The sequence below is a fragment of the Mesorhizobium sp. NZP2234 genome (assembly GCF_013170765.1).
In the GTDB taxonomy this organism is placed as follows: Bacteria; Pseudomonadota; Alphaproteobacteria; order Rhizobiales; family Rhizobiaceae; genus Mesorhizobium; species Mesorhizobium loti_D.
The window spans coordinates 3,967,559-3,988,402 of record NZ_CP033364.1 but is presented as its reverse complement, the minus strand read 5'-3'; the positions used below and the strand labels follow the sequence as shown (position 1 = coordinate 3,988,402).

General features: G+C 62.5%; 19 protein-coding genes. 7 read left to right on the top strand and 12 right to left on the bottom strand.

Features of this window, described 5'->3' with window-relative positions:
• Positions 1 to 2: 2 nt before the first annotated feature.
• From EB230_RS19620 to urtA, 6 genes are all read right to left on the bottom strand, one after another.
• Complete coding sequence (locus EB230_RS19620; RefSeq protein WP_081294751.1) at positions 3 to 179, bottom strand: hypothetical protein; 177 nt, start codon at positions 177 to 179, stop codon at positions 3 to 5.
• A gap of 268 nt (positions 180 to 447) precedes the next feature.
• Positions 448 to 1,143 carry an urea ABC transporter ATP-binding subunit UrtE gene (urtE, locus tag EB230_RS19615; protein WP_056576776.1) on the bottom strand — a complete coding sequence of 232 codons (696 nt, stop codon included), beginning with the start codon at positions 1,141 to 1,143 and terminating at the stop codon, positions 448 to 450.
• A gap of 71 nt (positions 1,144 to 1,214) precedes the next feature.
• Positions 1,215 to 1,961, bottom strand: a complete 747-nt coding sequence (gene urtD, locus EB230_RS19610; protein WP_056576773.1) for an urea ABC transporter ATP-binding protein UrtD — start codon at positions 1,959 to 1,961, stop codon at positions 1,215 to 1,217.
• A 3-nt stretch (positions 1,962 to 1,964) separates the two neighbouring features.
• The gene (gene urtC, locus EB230_RS19605; protein ID WP_172373691.1) at positions 1,965 to 3,194 is read right to left on the bottom strand and encodes an urea ABC transporter permease subunit UrtC; all 1,230 of its coding nucleotides are present in this window, start codon (positions 3,192 to 3,194) and stop codon (positions 1,965 to 1,967) included.
• Positions 3,191 to 4,807 (bottom strand): urea ABC transporter permease subunit UrtB, encoded by a 1,617-nt coding sequence (urtB, locus tag EB230_RS19600; protein ID WP_172373688.1) that lies wholly within the window; start codon positions 4,805 to 4,807, stop codon positions 3,191 to 3,193. Before urtB ends, urtC begins: the two co-directional genes overlap by 4 nt.
• A gap of 106 nt (positions 4,808 to 4,913) precedes the next feature.
• Entirely contained in the window at positions 4,914 to 6,224 is a 1,311-nt protein-coding gene (urtA, locus tag EB230_RS19595; protein WP_172373686.1) for an urea ABC transporter substrate-binding protein, read from the bottom strand.
• Between the two features lie 313 nt (positions 6,225 to 6,537).
• Between urtA and EB230_RS19590 the strand changes: the two genes are divergently transcribed.
• Both EB230_RS19590 and EB230_RS19585 read left to right on the top strand, forming a co-directional pair.
• The gene (locus EB230_RS19590) at positions 6,538 to 6,945 is read left to right on the top strand and encodes a hypothetical protein (RefSeq protein WP_172373683.1); all 408 of its coding nucleotides are present in this window, start codon (positions 6,538 to 6,540) and stop codon (positions 6,943 to 6,945) included.
• A gap of 114 nt (positions 6,946 to 7,059) precedes the next feature.
• Positions 7,060 to 8,970 carry a PhoX family phosphatase gene (locus tag EB230_RS19585; RefSeq protein ID WP_056576756.1) on the top strand — a complete coding sequence of 637 codons (1,911 nt, stop codon included), beginning with the start codon at positions 7,060 to 7,062 and terminating at the stop codon, positions 8,968 to 8,970.
• A gap of 65 nt (positions 8,971 to 9,035) precedes the next feature.
• On the opposite strand, the gene EB230_RS19580 is transcribed toward EB230_RS19585, so the two are convergent.
• The 3 genes from EB230_RS19580 to EB230_RS19570 form a co-directional block, all read right to left on the bottom strand.
• The gene (locus EB230_RS19580; protein ID WP_172373681.1) at positions 9,036 to 10,607 is read right to left on the bottom strand and encodes a GMC family oxidoreductase; all 1,572 of its coding nucleotides are present in this window, start codon (positions 10,605 to 10,607) and stop codon (positions 9,036 to 9,038) included.
• A gap of 48 nt (positions 10,608 to 10,655) precedes the next feature.
• Complete coding sequence (locus tag EB230_RS19575) at positions 10,656 to 11,186, bottom strand: twin-arginine translocation pathway signal (protein WP_056576750.1); 531 nt, start codon at positions 11,184 to 11,186, stop codon at positions 10,656 to 10,658.
• 80 nt (positions 11,187 to 11,266) lie between these two features.
• On the bottom strand, positions 11,267 to 11,662 hold the full coding sequence (locus EB230_RS19570; protein WP_056576747.1) for a VOC family protein: 396 nt from the start codon (positions 11,660 to 11,662) through the stop codon (positions 11,267 to 11,269).
• A gap of 233 nt (positions 11,663 to 11,895) precedes the next feature.
• On the opposite strand from EB230_RS19570, the gene EB230_RS19565 reads away from it, so the two are divergent.
• Positions 11,896 to 12,201, top strand: coding sequence for a ribbon-helix-helix domain-containing protein (locus EB230_RS19565; RefSeq protein WP_056576742.1), 306 nt, complete (start codon positions 11,896 to 11,898; stop codon positions 12,199 to 12,201).
• 89 nt (positions 12,202 to 12,290) lie between these two features.
• Here EB230_RS19565 and EB230_RS19560 read toward each other — a convergent pair whose 3' ends face one another.
• Positions 12,291 to 13,004: a DeoD-type purine-nucleoside phosphorylase gene (locus EB230_RS19560; RefSeq protein WP_056576738.1), complete on the bottom strand. Its 714-nt coding sequence runs from the start codon at positions 13,002 to 13,004 to the stop codon at positions 12,291 to 12,293.
• Positions 13,005 to 13,188: 184 nt separating this feature from the next.
• On the bottom strand, positions 13,189 to 15,765 hold the full coding sequence (locus tag EB230_RS19555) for a PAS domain-containing sensor histidine kinase (protein ID WP_056576735.1): 2,577 nt from the start codon (positions 15,763 to 15,765) through the stop codon (positions 13,189 to 13,191).
• 327 nt (positions 15,766 to 16,092) lie between these two features.
• On the opposite strand from EB230_RS19555, the gene EB230_RS19550 reads away from it, so the two are divergent.
• Positions 16,093 to 16,851, top strand: coding sequence for a flagellar biosynthetic protein FliO (locus EB230_RS19550; RefSeq protein ID WP_056576732.1), 759 nt, complete (start codon positions 16,093 to 16,095; stop codon positions 16,849 to 16,851).
• 157 nt (positions 16,852 to 17,008) lie between these two features.
• Here the strand turns inward: EB230_RS19550 and dksA are convergent, their stop codons facing one another.
• Positions 17,009 to 17,425 carry an RNA polymerase-binding protein DksA gene (dksA, locus tag EB230_RS19545; protein ID WP_006202025.1) on the bottom strand — a complete coding sequence of 139 codons (417 nt, stop codon included), beginning with the start codon at positions 17,423 to 17,425 and terminating at the stop codon, positions 17,009 to 17,011.
• Between the two features lie 273 nt (positions 17,426 to 17,698).
• Between dksA and EB230_RS19540 the strand changes: the two genes are divergently transcribed.
• From EB230_RS19540 to EB230_RS19530, 3 genes are all read left to right on the top strand, one after another.
• Positions 17,699 to 18,202, top strand: a complete 504-nt coding sequence (locus EB230_RS19540) for a histidine phosphatase family protein (protein WP_172373678.1) — start codon at positions 17,699 to 17,701, stop codon at positions 18,200 to 18,202.
• Positions 18,203 to 18,278: 76 nt separating this feature from the next.
• Positions 18,279 to 19,757: a YcjX family protein gene (locus tag EB230_RS19535; protein WP_172373665.1), complete on the top strand. Its 1,479-nt coding sequence runs from the start codon at positions 18,279 to 18,281 to the stop codon at positions 19,755 to 19,757.
• Entirely contained in the window at positions 19,754 to 20,839 is a 1,086-nt protein-coding gene (locus EB230_RS19530; RefSeq protein ID WP_172373662.1) for a TIGR01620 family protein, read from the top strand. Before EB230_RS19535 ends, EB230_RS19530 begins: the two co-directional genes overlap by 4 nt.
• Positions 20,840 to 20,844: the final 5 nt, after the last annotated feature.

Here is a 20,844-nt window from a genome sequence, read left to right as displayed (position 1 = left end):
TCTTATGCCGCCATGACGATCTCATTGAAGGCATCGAGGTCGACGTAGAAGACCTTGGTGATCTCCTCGATCAGGTCGTCGTATTCGCAGCCTTGCGACCTCAGGATGTTGATGGCGGCGATGATGTCGACGCGTTCGGTAAGCCGCCGTTTCTGATAGTCCTCGACGTAACGTTCCATGGCTGTCCCTTAGCCTGTGTGCCCAAACGCGTTGAACGACAAAGATCGCAGGAGGGAAGCTAGGAAGCCTTGCTTGCCTGGAACTTGCCCGGCCTTCGCCGCGCCCTCGATCTGCGATAACCAGACTGGTACGGAAGCGGCCGACTCACAAAGCCAAGAAAAAGACTAGCATGCAGTCCCTGATGCACCAGAGACGCGAATGGCCGGATGAAAGAAATATTGGATTTGCCAAGGAATTCGGACCAGAAACTGAAGTCCAGTACCGATTCTAGACCGTGAGAAATTTGCGGACATCGGCCCGGTCCAAATCTTCCGCCGGGCCGGTGTGGACGATCAGGCCACGATCCATGATGTTGACCTCGTCGGCGAGCTCGCGACAGAAGTCGAGATACTGTTCGACCAGCAGAACCGCGATGCCGGCCTGGTCGCGCAGGTAGCGTATGGCGCGGCCGATATCCTTGATGATCGACGGTTGTATCCCTTCCGTCGGCTCATCCAGCACCAGAAGCTTCGGCCGCATCACCAGCGCCCTGCCGATGGCGAGTTGCTGCTGCTGGCCGCCGGAAAGATCGCCGCCACGGCGGCCAAGCATCTGCTTCAGCACCGGAAACAGCTCGAAGACATGCGCCGGCACGTTGCGGTCGGCGCGCTTCAATGGCGCAAAACCCGATTCCAGGTTCTCCCGCACCGTGAGCAGGGGAAAGATCTCCCTGCCCTGCGGTACGAATGCGATGCCCGACCGGGCGCGGTCATACGCCGCGCTCCGGTCGAGCGCCTTCCCCTCGAAGGCAACGCTTCCGCTCGTCAGCCGATGATGGCCAACGATCGATCTCATCAAACTGGTCTTGCCGACGCCATTGCGGCCGAGCACGCAGGTGATCTTGCCGGCGCCCGCCTTCAGCGAGACACCACGCAACGCCTGGGCGGCACCGTAGTGAAGTGTGGCGTTTGAAACCTCGAGCATGTCTCAGCGCCTTTTCCAGAACCGGAGAAAGGCCAAATCGAAGCGATGGAATTGAACCCGCCAGACCATGCTTACCTCCCCAGATAGACTTCGACGACACGCTCGTCGGCCGAGACAAAATCGAGCGTGCCTTCCGAGAGCACGGAGCCCTCATGCAGGCAGGTCACCTTGACGCCGAGTTCGCGCACGAAATGCATGTCGTGCTCGACGACAATGACCGAATGGTCGCGCGCAATATCCTTGAGCAGCCGCGCGGTCTCCTCGGTCTCGGCGTCGGTCATCCCGGCCACCGGTTCGTCGACCAGAAGCAGCTTCGGATCCTGTGCCAAGAGCATGCCGATCTCCAGCCACTGCTTCTGGCCGTGACTGAGGTTGGCCGCCAGTTCGTTGCGTTTGTCGCCCAGCCGTATGATGCCAAGAATATCATCGATCTGGCGCGCCTCGGCGGCGGAGCGGCGGTGGAACAGCGCCGGGAAGATCGAACGCGGCCCCTTCAGCGCCAGCATCAGATTTTCCTCGATCGTATGGCTCTCGAAGACGGTCGGCTTCTGGAATTTGCGGCCGATGCCCATCATGGCTATCTCGGCCTCGTCATGCCTTGTGAGATCCACCTGGCCGTCGAAGAACACTTCGCCTTCGTCGGGCCGCGTCTTGCCGGTCACGATGTCCATCATCGTCGTCTTGCCGGCGCCATTGGGGCCGATGATGGCACGCATCTCGCCCTTGTCGAGCACAAGAGACAGGTTGTTGATGGCGCGAAAACCGTCGAAGGAGACCGAGACGCCGTCGAGATAAAGGATGGTGTTCGACTTCGACATCGCTTACTCCGCCGGCTGCGGTTCGGGGCCGGACGACGACCAGTCGCCGGGCTTTGTCGCCGCGCTGCGACCGATCTTGGCTGGCGCCGGGTCGCCATCGGTGCCGGCCTCCTCGGCCAGCGACGCCGCCCGCAGCGCCCTGGCGTTGCCACGCCAGGAATCCCACATGCCGACGATACCCTTCGGCAGGAGCAGCGTGACGGCGACGAACAGCCCGCCCAGCGCAAACAGCCAGAGTTCCGGCAGCACGCCGGTGAACCAGGATTTGCCGGCATTGACCAGCAGCGCGCCGATGATCGGCCCGACGATGGTGCCGCGCCCGCCGACGGCCGCCCAGATCACCACCTCGATCGAATTGGACGGTTCGAACTCGCCGGGATTGATGATGCCGACCTGCGGCACGTAGAGCGCGCCGGCAATGCCGGCCATGACGGCCGAGACCGTGAAGGCAAACAGTTTCACGTTCTCCGCCCGCCAGCCGAGGAAGCGCGTGCGGCTCTCGGCGTCGCGCACCGCCATCAGGAGCTTGCCGTATTTGGAACCGACGATGGCCCAGGCGACGAACACGGCGAGCGCCAGAATCACCGCACTGACGGCGAAAAGAGCCGAACGGGTTGCATCGGCCTGCACGTTGAAGCCCAGAATATCCTTGAAATCGGTCAGCCCGTTATTGCCGCCGAAACCCATATCGTTGCGGAAGAAGGCCAGCAGCAGCGCATAGGTCATCGCCTGGGTGATGATCGAGAGATAGACGCCGGTCACGCGGCTGCGGAAGGCGAACCAGCCGAAGACGAAGGCAAGCAGGCCGGGCACGGCAAGCACCATGAGCGCGGCGAACCAGAAATGGTCGAAGCCATGCCAGAACCAGGGCAATTCCTTGTAGTTCAGGAACACCATGAAATCCGGCAGGATCGGGTTGCCGTAGACGCCGCGCGAGCCGATCTGGCGCATCAGGTACATGCCCATCGCGTAGCCGCCGAGCGCGAAGAAGGCGCCATGGCCAAGCGAGAGGATGCCGCAATAGCCCCAGACCAGGTCGAGCGAGAGCGCCAGCAGAGCATAGCAGAGATATTTTCCGGTCAGCGCCACGATATAGGGCGGAATGTAGAACGCGCTTGCCGGAGAAACAGCCAGGTTGAGCAGTGGCACGATGATGGCCGCCGCCAACAGGACGAAAATGGCGATGGCGATGCGGCGGTCCGCGCCTGCGGCGAAGAAGCGTCCCGTGATCATGCTTCCACCGCCCTGCCCTTGAGCGCGAACAGGCCGCGCGGCCGCTTCTGGATGAACAGGATGATCAGCACCAGCACGACGATCTTGCCGAGCACCGCGCCGGCATAAGGCTCGAGGAACTTGTTGACGATGCCGAGTGAGAAGGCGCCGACCAGCGTGCCCCACAGATTGCCGACACCGCCGAAGACGACGACCATGAAACTGTCGATGATGTAGCCGCGGCCGAGATTGGGCGAGACATTGTCGATCTGGCTTAGCGCGACGCCGGCGATGCCGGCAATGCCGGATCCCAGCGCGAAAGTCAGCGCGTCGACCCATGGCGTTCTGATGCCCATCGAGGCGGCCATGCGGCGGTTGGCGGTGACGGCCCGCATCTGGAGGCCCCAGGGCGTGCGTTTCATCACGTAGAGCAACACGCCGAACACGGTGAGCGCGAAAACGAGGATCCACAGACGGTTCCAGGTGATGGCCAACTGACCGACATAGAACGAACCCGACATCCAGGATGGATTGCCGACTTCCTGGTTGGTCGGCCCGAAGATCGAGCGCACCGCCTGCTGCAGGATCAGCGACACGCCCCATGTCGCCAGCAGCGTCTCCAGCGGTCGGCCGTAAAGGAAGCGGATGACGCCGCGTTCTATGGCGAGACCAACCAGTGCGGCGACGAGGAAGGCAAGCGGCAGTGCGATCACCAGCGACCAGTCGAACAGGCCGGGAAAGGATGTGCGGATCACCTGCTGGACGACGAAGGTGGTATAGGCACCCAGCATCACCATTTCGCCATGCGCCATGTTGATGACGCCCATCACGCCGAAGGTGATGGCGAGCCCGATCGCGGCGAGCAGCAGCACCGAGCCCAGCGAAATGCCGTACCAGATGTTCTGGCCGGCATCCCAGAAAGCCAGCGTGGAATTGATGCTGGCGATCGCGGCCGTCGCCGCTTCCTTCACTGCTCCCGAGGCGTTGGCCTCGACGGAAGTGAGAAGCGAAACCGCGTTACGGTCGCCGCGCGCGCCGATCAGCGCGATGGCCGCCAACTTGTCTGCATCGGGCTTGTCTGAAACCAGTATGGACGCGGCACGGGCCTGCTCGAGCAAAGCCTTGACGCTCGCCACGCTTTCACTGGCGATCGCCGCGTCGAGCGGCTCGATGTTGGCGGCATCGGGTGTCTTGAACATAGTGTCGGCTGCGGCAATGCGCACAGCCGGATCCTTGGAACCAAGCGTCAGCGTGCCCAATGCATCACGGATGGCGCGGCGCAACGTGTTGTTGACGCTGATCTTGGTGATGTCGTCCGCGGAGGCCTCTCCTGCTGCCTCGCCGCTCAGCGGATCGAAAAGCTTGACGTTCTCGTCGCCTTCCTCGCCGACAAACACCATCGAGTCGGCCGTGCGAAAGTAAAGATTGCCGTCCGCCAATGCAGCAAGCGGCCGTTCGACAGCCGGGTCGCCCGTGGCTGTCAACTCTTGAACGACGGCTCCCGTCTCGGAAAAGTCCGTTACTGTCGCGAACTTGGCGATAATGGCACGCAGATCGGCTTCCGCAGCGCCCGAAGACGACAGCGTCGTCAACAGGAACAAGAGCGCCAGGCCCATCGCATGGAAAATCTTCATCGGCTCTTGGTGACCCTTGAAGGTTTAATGGGCGTCCGGACAGTGGAGGAAACAGTCCGGACGCGCGCGGTCTTGGGCATGGACCCGGAGGCCCAGCCCGGGAGGATCAGTTTGTGCCTTTGCCGCCGCACTTGCCGGTTTTGACGTTGAAGTTGCCGCAACTCAGCGGCGCGCGCCAATCGGAAATCAGGTCCTTGGAGTCGGGCAGGTAGTCGGACCATTCGTCGCCCATCACCAGGCCCGGCGTCTTCGAAACTGTTTCGAACTGGCCATTGGCCTGGATTTCACCGATCAGCACCGGCTTGGTGATGTGGTGGTTCGGCATCATCGTCGAATAGCCGCCGGTCAGGTTCGGCACCGAAACGCCGATCATGGCGTCGATGACCTTGTCCGGATCGGTGGTGCCGGCCTTCTGGACTGCCTTCACCCACATGTTGAAGCCGATATAGTGTGCTTCCATCGGGTCGTTGGTGGTGCGCTTGTTGTTCTTGATGAACTTGTGCCAGTCGGCGATGAACTTCTTGTTCTCAGGCGTGTTGACGCTCTCGAAATAGTTCCAGGCGGCGAGATGGCCGACCAGCGGCTTGGTGTCTAGACCGGCAAGTTCTTCTTCACCGACCGAGAAGGCCATGACCGGGATGTCCTCGGCCTTGATGCCCTGGTTGCCGAGTTCCTTGTAGAACGGCACGTTGGCGTCGCCGTTGACGGTCGAGACGACGGCGGTCTTCTTTCCGGCCGAACCGAACTTCTTGATCGCCGAGACCTCCGTCTGCCAATCCGAGAAACCGAACGGCGTGTAGTTGACCATGATGTCCTCGGCCGCGACGCCCTTGGACTTCAGATAGGCTTCTAGGATCTTGTTGGTGGTGCGCGGATAGACGTAGTCGGTGCCCTCGAGCACCCAGCGCTTCACCGAGCCGCCATCCGCGCTCATCAGATAGTCGACGGCCGGAATGGCCTGCTGGTTCGGAGCCGCACCGGTGTAGAACACGTTGCGCTCGCTTTCCTCGCCCTCATACTGGACGGGATAGAACAGGATGTTGTCGAGTTCGGAGAACACCGGCAGCACCGACTTGCGCGACACCGAGGTCCAGCAGCCGAACACAGCCGCGACCTTGTCCTTCGAAATCAGCTCGCGTGCCTTTTCGGCGAACAGCGGCCAGTTGGATGCCGGATCGACGACAACGGCTTCAAGCTTCTTGCCGAGCAGGCCGCCCTTGGCGTTCTGCTCGTCGATGAGCATCAGCATGGCATCCTTCAGCGTCGTCTCCGAAATCGCCATGGTCCCCGACAGCGAATGGAGAATGCCGACCTTGATCGTGTCGTCCGCCGCCTTGGCGGACGCCGACATCAGCAGGCCTGCGGCGACCACGCTTGCCGAGAACATTTTTGTTATTGTCGAGAAATTACCCCTCATACGGAAGACTCCCAAGCTGGTTGATTGCACCGCAACACTACAATGCAACCCCCATGCCAACCGCTGCGCGGATTCTGAAAAACGGCAAATAGACGAATATTATCAGATTGTTATTATATTAGGTGAAACAAACAAAAGAGAGCCGGTTAAAAATTGGTTGAGGGAAATTTGCGCAACGCACCAGGCATCTGCCTAGTTTTTGTCCAATTTTAGCAAATGCCTAGATTTTGATCGCCGCACGCGGGACGCGGACGACAAATGTTGCGGTACGGCCCAAAAATGGGGCAAGCTCGCGTCTCAACCGAGCAACGTCATGGCGTCCCTGATTCATCGCATTTTCATCGGCATGGTGCTTCTGGCGGCAGCGACCGGGATCGCACGGGCCGACTTCAGCGACGGCAAGATGCCCGATGGCACCTATCACTGCGAGGTCTACCTGCTCGGCATGTTCCTCAACCTCGGCGACATCACCATCAAGGGCAATGTCTACACGGGCCCGGTCACCTTCGGGACCGCCCAGCAGGGCTACAACTACCAGATGGATGCAAACGGCGTCATCTCCTGGCTGGGTCCGCTCGGCGGTTATACGGCGGGCGGCAACTCGCTGTCGCTGACCCAGGCAACGCTGGACGGCGAGAGCCCACCTTCCTTCGACATCATCATGAAGCAGCCCGATGGCGCCTTCACGGCATCGACCTGCACCAAGGGAGGCAATCCGTAGGCCTTGGCGGGTGCGGTCTGCAGGCCCTGCCCGCCTTTCTCATGTCATCTGGATGTTGCCGAAGCTGGATAGGCAGCGGTGCGCCGTCACCCATCCACATCGAGAGGCAGACACATGGCCAACTTCCCGTTTTCATCCTCCCCTGTCATTCGCGAAATCATCGCCGAGCGCGTCTCGCGCCGCACGCTCCTCAAAGGCGGCATCGCTTCCGGCGCGTTGATCGCCGGCGGCAGCTTTGTCGGCTCGTTGTTCGCCGGCGAAACACATGCCGCCGCGCTTTCCACACTGGGCTTTCCCGAACTGAAGCGGGTCTATGACAAGACCCATGCCGCCGCCGATGGCTATGAAACAACAATCGTCGCGCGCTGGGGCGATCCGCTCGTCGCCGGCCTGCCAGATTTCGACGGCAGCACGGTCGCGGCCGCCGAACAGGAAAAGCGTTTCGGCTACAATTGCGATTACATCGCCTTCCTGCCGCTTCCCAAGGGCTCGGTGAATTCCGATCACGGCCTGCTTTGCGTCAACAATGAATACATCTCGCCCAATGTCATGTTTCCCGGCGTGACCGAGGACGACGCCGGCAAGACGATGAGCAAGGAGCAGGTCGATCTCGGCCTGGCGGCGATGGGCCACTCGATCGTCGAGGTCATGTTCAAGGACGGCAAGTGGCAAACCGTCGAGGACAGTCCGCTCAATCGCCGCATCACGGCCAACACCGAGATGACCGTTTCCGGGCCCGCAGCCGGCCACGCGCTGCTCAGGACGTCCGCCGACGCGACCGGTACGAAAGTGCTCGGCACCAGCTACAATTGCAGCGGCGGCTTTACCCCCTGGGGCACCGTGCTGACTTGCGAGGAAGGCGTTTCCGATCTGTTCGGCGGCGATCCGAAGAAGGCACCGACCGCCGACATTCTCGACCGCTATGGCTTTGATGGCTCCGACATCTACGGCCGTGGCCGTTTCCATGACCGCTTCAACATCGACAAGGAGCCGAACGAGCCGAACCGCTTCGACTGGGTCGTCGAGATCGACCCTTATGATCCCCAATCGAAGCCGGTGAAGCGCACGGCCCTTGGCCGCATGTCGCATGAGGCCTCCACGGTCGTCCTCAACAAGGACGGCCGCATCGTCGTCTACATGGGCGACGATGACTATTTCGAATACATGTACCGCTACGTCTCGAACAAGGCTTACGACAAGGCGAACCCCGCCTCCGGCAACGGCCTTCTGGACGATGGCGTGCTCTCGGTCGCCCGTTACGACGCCGATGGCTCGCTGACATGGCTGCCGCTGGTTCATGGTCAGGGCAAGCTCACCGCCGAGAACGGCTTCGCCGACCAGGCCGAGGTGCTGTTGAAGACACGGCTGGCGGCGGACGCGCTCGGCGCGACCCCGATGGACCGGCCGGAGGACATCGAGACCAATCCGGTCACCGGCCGCGTGTACGCCGTCATGACCAAGAACAAGAAGCGAGACGAATCCAAGGTCAATCCGGCCAACACGCGGCCCGAAAACCTCTGGGGTCATATCGTCGAGCTGATCCCGCCCGGGGGCCGCGGCGCCGAGGCCGACCATACCGCCGACAAATACGCCTGGGACCTGTTCGTGCTCTGCGGCAATCCAAAGGACACCAAAGTCGGCGCAACCTTCCATCCCGAGACGTCGGACAATGGCTGGTTTGTCTGCCCTGACAACATTACCTTCGACCCGGCCGGCCGGCTCTGGGTGGCGACCGACGGCGCCAATGATTTCGGCCTGCCGGACGGCGTCTATGGCGTCGACACGGAAGGCGCGGCGCGCGGCCTGCCGAAGCTTTTGTTCACCTGCCCGCATGGCGCGGAAGCGACCGGCCCTTGCTTCACGCCAGATGGCACGACGCTGTTCCTTTCGGTGCAGCATCCCTCCGAGGATGCCGAAACGCTCGACAAGGCGCAGTCCCTGTGGCCGGATTTCCGGGACGGCCAGCCGCCGAGGCCATCGGTGGTCGCCATCCGCCGCAAGGACGGCCAGCCGGTCGGGGCATAAGGTTCAGGCTCACCAAAAAAGGCGCGGAACCCAGTCAGGTTCCGCGCCAGCAGGCAGTCGGGAGGTTAGATCGTCTTGGCCGACATCTGGGCGGCGATGTAGTCGGCCTGGCGGATCGCCAGCGACACGATGGTCAAGGTCGGGTTCTCCGCGGCACCCGTCGTGAACTGGCTGCCGTCCGACACGAACAGGTTCTTGATGTCGTGCGTTTGGCCGTGCTTGTTGACCACACCATCGGCCGCCTTCTCGCTCATCCGGTTGGTGCCAAGATTATGCGTCGAGGGATAGGGCGGTGTCGGGAAGGTGCGCGTTGCGCCGACCGCCGCGTAGAGCGCCGAGGCCTGCTTGTAGGCGTGGTCGCGCATCGCCGTGTCGTTGGGATGGTCATCGAAATGCACGTCGGCGATCGGCATGCCATGCTCGTCTTTTTCGTCGGCATGCAGCGTGATGCGGTTTTCCTCGCGCGGCATGTCTTCGCCGACGATCCACAAGCCGGCCATGTGGTCATAATGGTCGAGCGCCGTGGTGAAGGAGCGTCCCCAGCCGCCTGGGTTGAGGAACGCCGCCATGAACGGCAGGCCGAGCGACAGCGTCTCGAACTCATAGCCGCCGACGAAGCCACGTGACGGATCATGCCGCGCCTCGTCGCGGATGATGCCGGCCATGGTGGTGCCGCGATACATGTGCACCGGTTTGTCGAAGATCGCGTAGACCGAGCCCGTGGTGTGGCGCATGTAGTTCTTGCCCACCTGCCCCGAGGAGTTGGCCAGGCCATGCGGGAATTTGCTCGATTCGGAATTGAGCAGCAGGCGCGGGCTTTCGATCGAGTTACCGGCCACCGCGACGATGCGGGCCTTCTGCTCCTGCAGCTTGCCGTCCTTGTCGGCGTAGACGACGCCGGTGACCTTTCCCGAAGCATCATGGTTGATCTTGATCACCATGGCGTTCGGCCGGACTTCGAGGTGGCCTGTCGCCTCGCCCTTGGGGATTTCGGTGTAGAGCGTCGACCATTTGGCGCCCCATTTGCAGCCCTGGAAGCAGAAGCCGGTCTGCTGGCAGGAATTGCGGTCGTCGCGCTCGACGGAGTTGATCGCCATGTTGCCGGTATGGCATTCCTTGTAGCCGAGCTTGTCGGCGCCCGCCTTGAGAACCTTGAAGTTGTTGTTGCCCGGCAGGCGCGGCCAGTCATTGGTGCCCGTGACGCCCATCTTGCCTTCCGCCTTGGCGTAGTACGGCTCCATTTCGGCCAGCGTCACCGGCCAATCGAGGAGGTTCGCGCCCTTCACCTTGCCGTAGGTGGTCGCCGTCTTGAACTCGTGCTCCTGGAAACGCAGCGAGGCTCCGGCCCAGTGCGTCGTCGAGCCGCCGACCGATTTGACGATCCAGGCCGGCAGGTTGGGAAAATCCTTCGCCACACGCCAGTCGCCCGATGTGGTGCGCTTGTCCTTCCAGGCCAGTTGGGCGAACGAATCCCATTCGTCGTTGATGAAGTCCTCATACTCGTGACGGGCGCCCGCCTCGAGGATGACGACGTCTATGCCCTTCTGGGCCAGTTCGTTGCCGAGCGTGCCGCCCCCGGCGCCAGAGCCGATGATGACGACCACGCCGTCGTTCTTGAGATCAAATTGTGCTGCCATGGTTTCCTCCCATGAGATCGGTCAAAAAGCGGTTGCGGACAGAGTGGCTCAGAGCCACTCGATGTCGTTGAAACCGCGCGCGATGTAGCCGCCCTTGGAGTAGGACTCGCCCTCATAGCCGAAGATCGGCCACACCTCTTTCTGGTTGTAGAGACTGACGACGAGGCCGCCGCGCACCGCCTGGAAGAAAGGCGTCTTCTCTATTTCGGTGAGCAGCGCCACACGCTGCTCTTCCCAGCCGAGCCCACGATAACCGCCCTTGCCGGCCTTCTGGTCGAGTTCGGCAATGCCTTTCTCGATCAGTTCCTTGTGAGCGGGATCCTTGGCGGCTGTCTCGTCATGGCCCTTGACGGCGATGGCGTAATATTTGTCCGGCACCTGGTCGTGCGGATAGATGTCGCGAGCGACCTGGATCAGCGTCGCCATCGTCTCGGGCTTCAGCGCCGAGGTTTCCAGGCCCCAGGCGTGCTCCGGGCTGATGATGGCGCTGCCTGAAATGACAAGCAGCGCACCGACGCCGCCGCGCTTGAGAAGCTCGCGCCGTGACAGGCCGGGCTTCCTCTCATAAATCGTGACCATAGTTTCCTCCCTGCTTGCTGTTCGCACCCCTTGAGGGTGCCGTTGCTGGCGCCGAGCGGTGCGCGCGGCTGGTTGTCCCCCTATTGGAAGCGCCCTCCACGCTGCAGGACCTCGATCTTGTAACCGTCGGGATCCTCGATGAAGAAGAACCGGGCGATGCGCGACCCGTCATGGTTGAACTCGACGATCTTCTTCGGATTGAGGCCGAGCGCGCCGAGCCGATCGTGTTCGCCGTCGAGATCGGCGACCGACACCGCGAGGTGACCATAGCCGTCGCCAAGCGCATAAGGCTCCTGCCGCCCCTTGTTGACGGTCAATTCCACTTCGAAGGGGGTATCGGCATTGCTGAGATAGATCAGCGTGAACGTCTCAAAATCCAGTCGCTGGGCGACCTCAAGGCTGAAGGCCTTGGTGTAGAAATCGATGGACCGGGCCTCGTCGAGAACCCGGATCATGGTGTGGATCGCCTTCGCCAAATCAGACTCCGCAGCTTTCATGCTTTAGAAGTGATTATGCGCGCCGGCGAAGAAAGGTGGTGGCAGCCGATTACCACGTGTAGGATAGGAAAAACGGTAATGTCGCTTCATCTAAGGACGAAAGTCCGATTGCCGTTGTCGGCCGTCCGGTCGAAGATGAAACCGCAGGCAGTGTCAAAAAAGGCGTCGGCCACCGAGTCGGCACCCAAGACCAACAAAAACGGGAGGTAACGATGTGCAGAGTCTTTGCCGCACAGGATCCGGAAGGCTATCGCCAGATCAACCGGTCGATCCGCATTGATGGACATTCGACCAGCATCCAGCTCGAGGCGACGTTCTGGGCCCTGCTTGACGAAATCGCCGAAAGCCAGAACCTGACGACGCCCAAATTCATCTCGAAGTTGTACGACGAAGCCATCGAGATCAACGGCGAAATCCCCAATTTCGCGTCCATGCTGCGCACCACCTGCGCGCTCTATCTGCGCGGCCACCGGCCCGACCTGGACGAGCGGATGGCGCCTAATCGAGAAGCGGCCTAGAGCAATTCCAGGAAACGGTTCTCCGTCCGGAATTGCGCGAAAACAAATAGTTGGAGCAGTTCGCCGTTTCCGTGAAATGGTGAATTGCTTTAGCGGCCCTCCCCAGCGATTTCGAGCGCCAGCCGGGTCATGTCCGTAAAAAGCTGCTGACGTTCTGAATAGTCGGTCAGCTCACCGGTCTCGATATTGTCGACCACCGTGCAGATCGACAGTGCACTGGCCCCGAAATGCCTGGCTATTCGGTAAAGCGCGCTGGTTTCCATATCCACCGCCAGCGCTCCTGCCGCCTGGGCCTCCGCAAATCGGGTGCGCCCGTCCGGGTGGTGGAAGATGTCGCTGCAAAGTGTCAGGCCGGCGTGATGTTCGATGCCGAGTTCGGCCGCCTTGGCCAAGGCACGGGCCAGCAGCGTCGGATCCGGACCGGCAGCGGTTCCGTAAAGGCCGAAGACTTGACCGCTTTGAGCGCTTTCGGGCCGAACCGATTGCGAAATGACAAGACTGCGCAGCTTTGCCTTGGCGCTCAGGCTACCGCAGGTGCCGGTGCGGATCAGCGTTCTGGCGCCATAATAGTCAAGTAATTCCTGAGCATAAATCAGGAATGATGAAACGCCGATACCCGTCGCCTGAATGCTGATGGGCTGGCCGCGAAACAGGCCGGTAAAGCCGAGAGCACCCCGCCTGCTATTGACGCAGCGTGGTGCTTCCAGAAATGTCCGCGCCATCCATTCGGCGCGCTGCGGATCACCCGGTAACAGCACCATATCGGCGTAATCGCCTCTGTGTGCTTCGATGTGTGGCGTCAACAGTTGCTCCCCCAAGCCCGCTCGCTCCTTCACCCGCAATCATGGCGTTGTGAGGGCGTCGCACAAGGGCAGAGAAGCGGAAGCGCCTGATGCATGCCGCCTAAAAGCGACCTCCGTTCGGGCGAACGCCATGCACAAAAGCAAAGACCCGAAGCGCGGCGCACGGATCCCTTACAGACGCGTTCTAGGACTCAAGCATGTCCTTGACGATCGTTGCCAGTTGCTTGAGCGAGAACGGCTTCGGCAGGAAGCCGAAATGCGCCTCGGCCGGCAGGTTCCTGGCGAATGCGTCCTCGGCATATCCCGACACGAAGACGAACTTGATGTCGGGCTGGCGCTTGCGCAATTCACCAAGCAGGGTCGGCCCGTCCATTTCGGGCATCACCACGTCCGAGACGACGATGTCGACCTTGCCGCCCAGCGCTTCGAACACTTCCAGCGCCTCGACGCCGGATGATGCCTCGTGCACGGTATAGCCGCGCGAGGTCAGGGCCCGCACGCCGCCCATGCGCACGGCGTCCTCGTCCTCGACCAGCAGCACCGTGGCCGACCCGGACAGGTCCTTGGTGCTGTCGACCGGCTTGACCGGCGCGGCGCTCGGCGCCTCCCCGGGCTCGGCTGCTTTTTTTGCCTCCGCGATGTGACGCGGCAGGAAGATGCGGAAGGTCGACCCCTTGCCGACTTCGGAATCGCAGAAAATGAAGCCGCCGGTCTGCTTGATGATGCCGTAGACCATGGACAAGCCAAGGCCCGTGCCCTTGCCGACCTCCTTGGTGGTGAAGAACGGCTCGAAGATCTTCTTCAGCACATCAGGCGCGATGCCGCTGCCGGTATCCTCGACTTCGACCACGACGTAGTCGGCCGCGGCGAGTTCGCGGTAGGAGAAGGTCTTGCACTCCTCGGCGGTCACGTTGCGGGTGCGCACGGTGAGATCGCCGCCGGCCGGCATCGCGTCGCGCGCATTGACCGCCAAATTGACCACCACCTGCTCGAACTGGCCGATATCGACCTTGACCGGCCACAGGTCGCGGCCGTGGTCGACCTTCAGCTTGATGTCATTGCCGACGAGGCGGGCAAGCAGCATCCTGAGATCGGCAAGCACGTCAGTCAGGTTCAGCACCTCCGGCCGCAGCGTCTGCTTGCGCGAGAAGGCCAGCAACTGCCTGACCAGCGAAGCGGCCCGGTTGGCGTTCTGCTTGATGTTCATGATGTCGGGGAAGGACGGATCCGACGGCCGGTGATTGGTCAGGAGCAGGTCCGACGCCATGATGATGGCGGTCAGCACATTGTTGAAATCGTGGGCGATACCGCCGGCGAGCTGGCCAACCGCCTGCATTTTCTGGCTCTGCGCCATCTGCCCTTCGAGTGCCTTCTGCTCGGTCGTCTCGACGGCGTAGACGATGGCCGATTCCTCAGCGCCCTCGCCACCGGTGCCGTCGGCGACGGCGTTGACGTAAAACCGGATATGCCGCTCTTCGTTGCCGGGCAGCACGGTGTCGATCGGCTCGATGTCGGCCTGCCGCTGGCGGGCTTTCTCGAATGCGGCGGCAAAGGCCGGCCGGTCGCGCTCATGGATCACCGTATCGAGCCGCACGCGGCGATCCACGGCGTCCCGGTCGACGACCGAGGAAAACAGCGACAGGAAGGGCGCATTGGTGCGCAGGATGCGCCCGCTGGCATCGACACCCGCGATGGCCATCGGCGTAGAATTGAAGAAGCGGGTGAAGCGCACTTCCGAAGCGCGCAGATCGGCCGACGCATCCTCGCCTTGCGTGCGGTTAAGCACGATCGTGCGCGTCGGGCCGCCGACACCTTCGCGGCTGGCCGAAACGCGATGCATGAAACGCACCGGGAGCGCCTCTCCCGTCATCGTTGTCAGGTCGAGATCGATGACCGCGTTGCGCGTCGTGCCGGGATCGGCCTTGACCGAGCGCACCAGCGCCATGCCATCACCGGCAACGATATCCGGCAAGGTCACGGCGCCCGGCGTGAAACTGGCGAGATCAATGCCGAGCCACTCCGCGAGCGTGGCGTTGATATAGGTGACGCGGCCGTCTTGGTCGGCGGAAAAGAAGCCGGCCGGGGCATGATCGAGATGGTCGATGGCCTTCTGCAGGTCGAGGAAGAAACGCTCCTGCTCGGCCCGTTCCTGCGAAATATCGGCGAGTTGCCAGGCCAGCATCGGCAGCCGCTGGCCCGGAACGCTGAAGGTTCGGGCGCGCGCCCTGTACCAGCGGGCACCCGGTTCGGCGCCGGGCCGGATCGATTGCGCGAGCCGGAACTCGCCGTCGCCGGGCTGGCCGTCACGCAGGCCGGAGGCCAGCCGGTAAATGGTCACCGAAGCCTCGGGAACATCCGAAAGCAGCCCTTCGACCGTCTTCAGGTCGGCGGCCGAGGAGGCTCCGGTCATGTCGGCATAGGCCCGGTTGGCGTAGACGACGCGGCCCTTGGTGTCCGTCACCAGCAGGCCTTGCGACATGGAATCGACGAAAGCCTTGGACAGCTCATCGCCGGTCGAGCGCGGCGTGACCTGTACGAAGCCGATCGCCGTCGCGAACAGGAAGCCGACGCCGATCATTGCCAGCACGCCCAGCATGCCGAGCAGGAACGGATCGCCTAGGCGCTCGCGGAACAGCCCGAAGACGATCGCCGCCCCCGTCAGAACGACGATGAAGATGATGAGCCGGGTGACCGCGCCCGGTCGCGTGTTCTGGTCGACGATCGGTACCGGATAGAAATCGCCGCGCGCTTCCTTGGCCATATGCCCCCTGCTCGTGAAGTCCGCTGTTCCGACACCCGCCCCTAATGCATGTCGCCCAAAAATGACTTCGGTTTTGGGAAAACGACACGCATGAAACACAAGGACCTGAAGCGCGTCGCATGAATCCGTTTCAGCGCGACGCGCTTTAGCCGGTTGAATCACATTCTCCTAGTCCGGAAAAGGCCCGGGCGGCAAATGTCAGATAAAAATGATGCCTGCCGGCCGTAGAGTGTTTCAAGCTGTTCACGATGCGTGAAAGGCAACTTGCGGTGGCCAGCCGCAACGGTCTAGTGTCGCGTCACTTTCCAAACCGATCAGGGGAAACCAATGCAGTGGCTGGATAGCGTGGCGGGCCCTGGTTATGCGGCGGCACTCCTATGGACTTTCGCGGCGCTCATCCTGCTGGTCATCGTACTCGTCATCATCAGGCTCGTGCGCAACCTGACCTTCGGTACGTTTGTCGCCGGTGGACGGAACCGCAAGACCCGGCTTGCCGTCATGGACGCCACGGCTGTCGACAGCCATCGACGGCTGGTGTTGGTGCGCCGCGACGACATCGAGCATCTGCTGCTGATCGGCGGCCCGACCGATGTCGTCGTCGAACGCGACATCCGCCTGGCTGCGCCTCGCCGCCCGGCGCTGACCGGAGATGGCGGTCTGCAGCCCGTCCCGGCCGCCACGGCCCCGGCAACAAAATCGCATCCGCCTAAGCCGGCTCCCGCACCGGCACGTCCCACACCGCCTCCGCCGCCGATGACTGCCGCACCGCCTGCCCGCCAGCGCCCGGCGGCGCCACCGCCAGCCCAGACGCCCGCACCGAAGCCGGCGGCGCAAACCTATCAGTCGGCCAACGTCACGCCACTGCCTGCCTACGGCTCCGCCAACGCCGTCAGGCACGTGCCACCGCCGCCGCCGCCGCCGCCAAGGCAGGACAGCATCGATGACACGCTGATGAAGGAACTCGAGGTTTCGCTGGACCAGCCCCGCTCCGGCGGCCCGGTGGGCAAACCGGCAGCCAAGGCGCCGCAATCGCTCGACGATGAAATGACCAAGCTTCTGGGCGAACTTTCAAGCCAGAAGAGATGACAAGCGCCTGAGCCGGCCGGCCACCTGGCCGAGTTCGAGTACGCTGTCGCCCGGTTTTGGCCCAGCCAAGCACCAACGAAAAATGGCCGGGAAACCCGGCCATTTTGATTTTCAACTTCGTTGTAACTGCCCGGAACCGCAGCCCCGAAGCAATATGTCAGTCGTCGCGATAGACTTTTTCGCGGCGCTCATGTCGTTCCTGCGCCTCGATCGACAAGGTGGCGATCGGACGCGCATCAAGCCGCTTCAGCGCGATAGGCTCGCCGGTTTCCTCGCAATAGCCGTAAGTGCCTTCATCGATGCGCTGCAGCGCCGAATCGATCTTTGAGATCAACTTGCGCTGGCGATCGCGGGCCCTGAGCTCGATGGCGCGGTCGGTTTCCGAAGAGGCGCGGTCGGCGAGGTCAGGGTGGTTGGCGTTTTCTTGCTGAAGGATTTCGAGAGTTTCGCGCGCTTCGCGCAGTATGTCATTTTTCCAGGTGACGAGCTTTAGGCGGAAGTAGGATTTCTGCCGTTCGTTCATGAACGGCTCGTCTTCGGAGGGTACGTAATCGGCGGTAACGATGTCGTTCATTCGACTCACCCAAACTGCCCCAAATTTGGCGCCTATATATTCGCCGGTCGACGCCTGCACAAGCGCAATCGCCCACCGACTCACGCAATTGTTAAAGTACGCCGGCGGCCTCCGCTGAAGCGAGCCGCAGCCGATTCCATAGCCAAGGCGAACCACCCCTGCGATCCCATCCCATGCAATTCATTGGCGGGAGAACGCGGGACCATTGTGCGAACCGCCCTTCTCGTGGCTAATCGCGATGCGGCTTCGGCTTTCGGCATCATTGGAGGTTGGGTGAGCAGGCTCTATCTGTTGCGACACGCCAAGGCCGGCTGGGCGCTGCCCGGAATGCGCGATTTCGATCGCCCGCTCGACGCATCGGGCCGCGCCGATGCCGAGATCATAGGCACGGCCATGCGATCACGTGGCTATGTCCCCGACCTGACATTGTGCTCCAACGCCAGGCGCGCCAGGGAAACGCTCGAAGGACTGGCCGGTCAGACAGATACCGGCAAGGTGCTGTTTTTCGACACGCTCTACAGCGAAGACGCGGCCGGCTATCTCCGCCTTATCCGGGAGCATGGCGGGCCGGGTTCCCTGCTGGTCATCGGTCACAACCCGATGATGGAGGATCTTGCCATGGCGGTCTCGGGCGACGGCGAGGAGACGGCACGGGCAATGCTCAATCATGGTTTCCCGACTTCGGGCCTGGCGGTCGTGCGTTTCCTTGACGCTCTGAAGAACGCAGCCCAGGAAGCGGGTTATCTCGAAGCGTTTCTGACACCGGCCGATCTCTAGTGTCGCCTTCCGGCGCCATTTCAAAGCCGGGTTCCAAGGCCTATATCGCAGGGACCGAAGCCCGAGAGAGCACATTTTGGCATCATCGCTAACCACTATCACCGACGAGGCAAGAATTGCCCTCGATACGCTGTCGGGACGCGCCACAGGGCTTTTTTCTCCGTCGTTGAGACTGGGCGTCACAGGCCTTTCCCGCGCGGGCAAGACGGTGTTCATCTCCGCGCTGGTCCACAATCTGATCCACGGCGGGCGCCTGCCATTGTTCGAGGCACAGAAATCCGGGCGCATCGCGCGCGCCTTCCTCGAAGAACAACCTGACGACGCCGTGCCGCGCTTCCAATACGAGGACCACATCGCCGCATTGGTCAACGACCGCGTCTGGCCCGATTCGACACGGGCCATTTCTGAACTGCGGCTGACCATCGAATACGAATCGGCCTCCGGCTGGAGCCGCATGTTCTCTTCCGGCAAATTGTCGGTCGACATCGTCGACTACCCCGGCGAATGGCTGCTCGACCTGCCGCTGCTTGGCAAATCCTTCACCGATTTTTCACGCGAGGCCATAGAGATGGCCGCTTTGCCGGTGCGGGAGGATCTGTCGCGGGCCTGGCGGGCGATCTCGGCGCAGATCGACCCGAATGCCGACGCTGACGAGATGACGGCACGCCGCCTGGCCGAAAGCTTCGCCGCCTATCTCAAGGCCTGCAAACTCGACGACCGGGCGCTTTCAACCCTGCCGCCGGGCCGTTTCCTGATGCCTGGAGATCTCGAAGGCTCCCCCGCTCTGACTTTCGCCCCGCTGGGAGGCCTCGGCGACAGGCGTCCACGCCCGGGGTCGCTGCACGCCATGATGGACAGGCGCTACGAGGCTTACAAGACGCATGTCGTCAAACCTTTCTTCCGCGAACACATTACCCGGCTGGACCGCCAGATCGTGCTGATCGATGCCATGCAGGCGCTGAATGCCGGCCCTGGCGCCATGGCCGACCTCGAGCGCGCGGTGACCGAAATTCTCAGCTGTTTTCGTCCCGGCCGGAGCAACTTCCTCACCGACTTCTTTTCGCGGCGCATCGACCGCATCCTGGTCGCCGCGACGAAGGCCGACCACCTGCACCATGAAAGCCATGACCGGTTGCAGGCAATCGTACGGCGGTTGGCCGACCGCGCCGTGGCACGGGCGAACTTCACCGGCGCCGACGTCGACGTGGCGGCCATGGCGGCGGTGCGTGCGACCCGAGAAGGCACGGTCAAGCAAGGCCGCGAGACGTTGCCGGTCATTATCGGCACGCCGATCGCCGGCGAGAGGATCAACGGCGAGACGTTCGACGGCAAGACCGAAACCGCTATATTTCCCGGTGACTTACCGGAAAAAATTGATGCGCTTTTCGACATCTCCGGGCCCGACCACAGGCAGGATTCCGAGGATCCGGCAATCCGCTTTGTCCGGTTCCGTCCGCCAAAGCTGGAGCGCACGGCCGAGGGCGTCACGCTTTCCTTGCCGCATATCAGGCTCGACCGTGCCTTGCAGTTCCTGATCGGAGACCATCTGGCATGACCGCGCCCCGCAAGCCGGCGGCCTTCCGCATCGAACCGGAAGCCGCGCCAAGACAGGATGCGCCCGAAGCGCGCCAGGCCGAGCCTTCGCGCAAAGCCCGTGCGCTCAAGACGGATGTCGCGCTGGTCATACCGGCGGAGATCGACGTTTTCGACGAGCCAGACATCGTTGCCGCTGAGCCACCACCGGCGATCGCCCCCAGAAAACGCTCGCTGCTGGGCAGCATCTTCTTCGGCGCCATGGGCGTGCTGGTTTCACTGGCGGTCGGCCTGTGGACCGACCAGCTGATACGCGACCTGTTCGCCCGTGCCGAATGGCTGGGCTGGCTGGCCGCCGGCATGGCTGTTGTTGCCGTGCTCGCGCTCCTGGTGATCCTGATCCGCGAGTTCCTGGCGATCGCCCGCCTTGCCGAGGTCGAAAAACTGCAAAAGCGCGCGCTCGACGCCATCGCGCGCGACGATCCAAAGGCTGCACGATCGGTGGTCGACGAGCTTTCGGCTTTCGTCGCGGCCAAGCCGGAAACCGCGGCCGGCCGGCGCGCGCTGGCCGAACTGCGCGGCGAAATCATCGATGGCGCCAATCTGGTGCGCCTGGCCGAAGCGGAAATTCTCGGCCCCCTCGATGCCCGGGCAAAGGTGATGATCCTCGAGGCCGCCAAACGCGTCTCGCTGGTGACGGCGGTCAGCCCGCGTGCGCTCGTCGATGTCGCCTATGTCGTGTTCGAGGCAGGCCGCCTCATTCGCCGGCTTTCGGAACTCTATGGCGGGCGGCCGGGAACGCTGGGGTTCTTCCGCCTGGCGCGCAGTGTTCTGGCGCATCTGGCGGTTACCGGCTCGATCGCCGTCGGCGACAGTTTCGTCCAGCAGATCGTCGGCCACGGCCTGGCGGCGCGCCTTTCGGCAAAGCTTGGCGAGGGCGTCGTCAACGGCATGATGACGGCACGCATCGGCATCGCGGCCATGGAGACGGCGCGCCCCCTGCCCTTCAGCGCGGCCAAACGTCCAGGACTGGGCGATTTCCTCTCTGCATTGACATCGTTCGCCGCGAAGAAGGACACCGAAACGACGGGCTCCCGCAAATAGCGCCC

Excerpts from the sequence above, each read along its gene's own strand:
- EB230_RS19620 (WP_081294751.1), bottom strand. The coding sequence starts at position 179 with ATGGAACGTTACGTCGAGGACTATCAGAAACGGCGGCTTACCGAACGC.
- urtE (WP_056576776.1), bottom strand. The coding sequence starts at position 1,143 with ATGCTCGAGGTTTCAAACGCCACACTTCACTACGGTGCCGCCCAGGCG.
- urtD (WP_056576773.1), bottom strand. The coding sequence starts at position 1,961 with ATGTCGAAGTCGAACACCATCCTTTATCTCGACGGCGTCTCGGTCTCC.
- urtC (WP_172373691.1), bottom strand. The coding sequence starts at position 3,194 with ATGATCACGGGACGCTTCTTCGCCGCAGGCGCGGACCGCCGCATCGCC.
- urtB (WP_172373688.1), bottom strand. The coding sequence starts at position 4,807 with ATGAAGATTTTCCATGCGATGGGCCTGGCGCTCTTGTTCCTGTTGACG.
- urtA (WP_172373686.1), bottom strand. The coding sequence starts at position 6,224 with ATGAGGGGTAATTTCTCGACAATAACAAAAATGTTCTCGGCAAGCGTG.
- EB230_RS19590 (WP_172373683.1), top strand. The coding sequence starts at position 6,538 with ATGGCGTCCCTGATTCATCGCATTTTCATCGGCATGGTGCTTCTGGCG.
- EB230_RS19585 (WP_056576756.1), top strand. The coding sequence starts at position 7,060 with ATGGCCAACTTCCCGTTTTCATCCTCCCCTGTCATTCGCGAAATCATC.
- EB230_RS19580 (WP_172373681.1), bottom strand. The coding sequence starts at position 10,607 with ATGGCAGCACAATTTGATCTCAAGAACGACGGCGTGGTCGTCATCATC.
- EB230_RS19575 (WP_056576750.1), bottom strand. The coding sequence starts at position 11,186 with ATGGTCACGATTTATGAGAGGAAGCCCGGCCTGTCACGGCGCGAGCTT.
- EB230_RS19565 (WP_056576742.1), top strand. The coding sequence starts at position 11,896 with ATGTGCAGAGTCTTTGCCGCACAGGATCCGGAAGGCTATCGCCAGATC.
- EB230_RS19555 (WP_056576735.1), bottom strand. The coding sequence starts at position 15,765 with ATGGCCAAGGAAGCGCGCGGCGATTTCTATCCGGTACCGATCGTCGAC.
- EB230_RS19550 (WP_056576732.1), top strand. The coding sequence starts at position 16,093 with ATGCAGTGGCTGGATAGCGTGGCGGGCCCTGGTTATGCGGCGGCACTC.
- dksA (WP_006202025.1), bottom strand. The coding sequence starts at position 17,425 with ATGAACGACATCGTTACCGCCGATTACGTACCCTCCGAAGACGAGCCG.
- EB230_RS19530 (WP_172373662.1), top strand. The coding sequence starts at position 19,754 with ATGACCGCGCCCCGCAAGCCGGCGGCCTTCCGCATCGAACCGGAAGCC.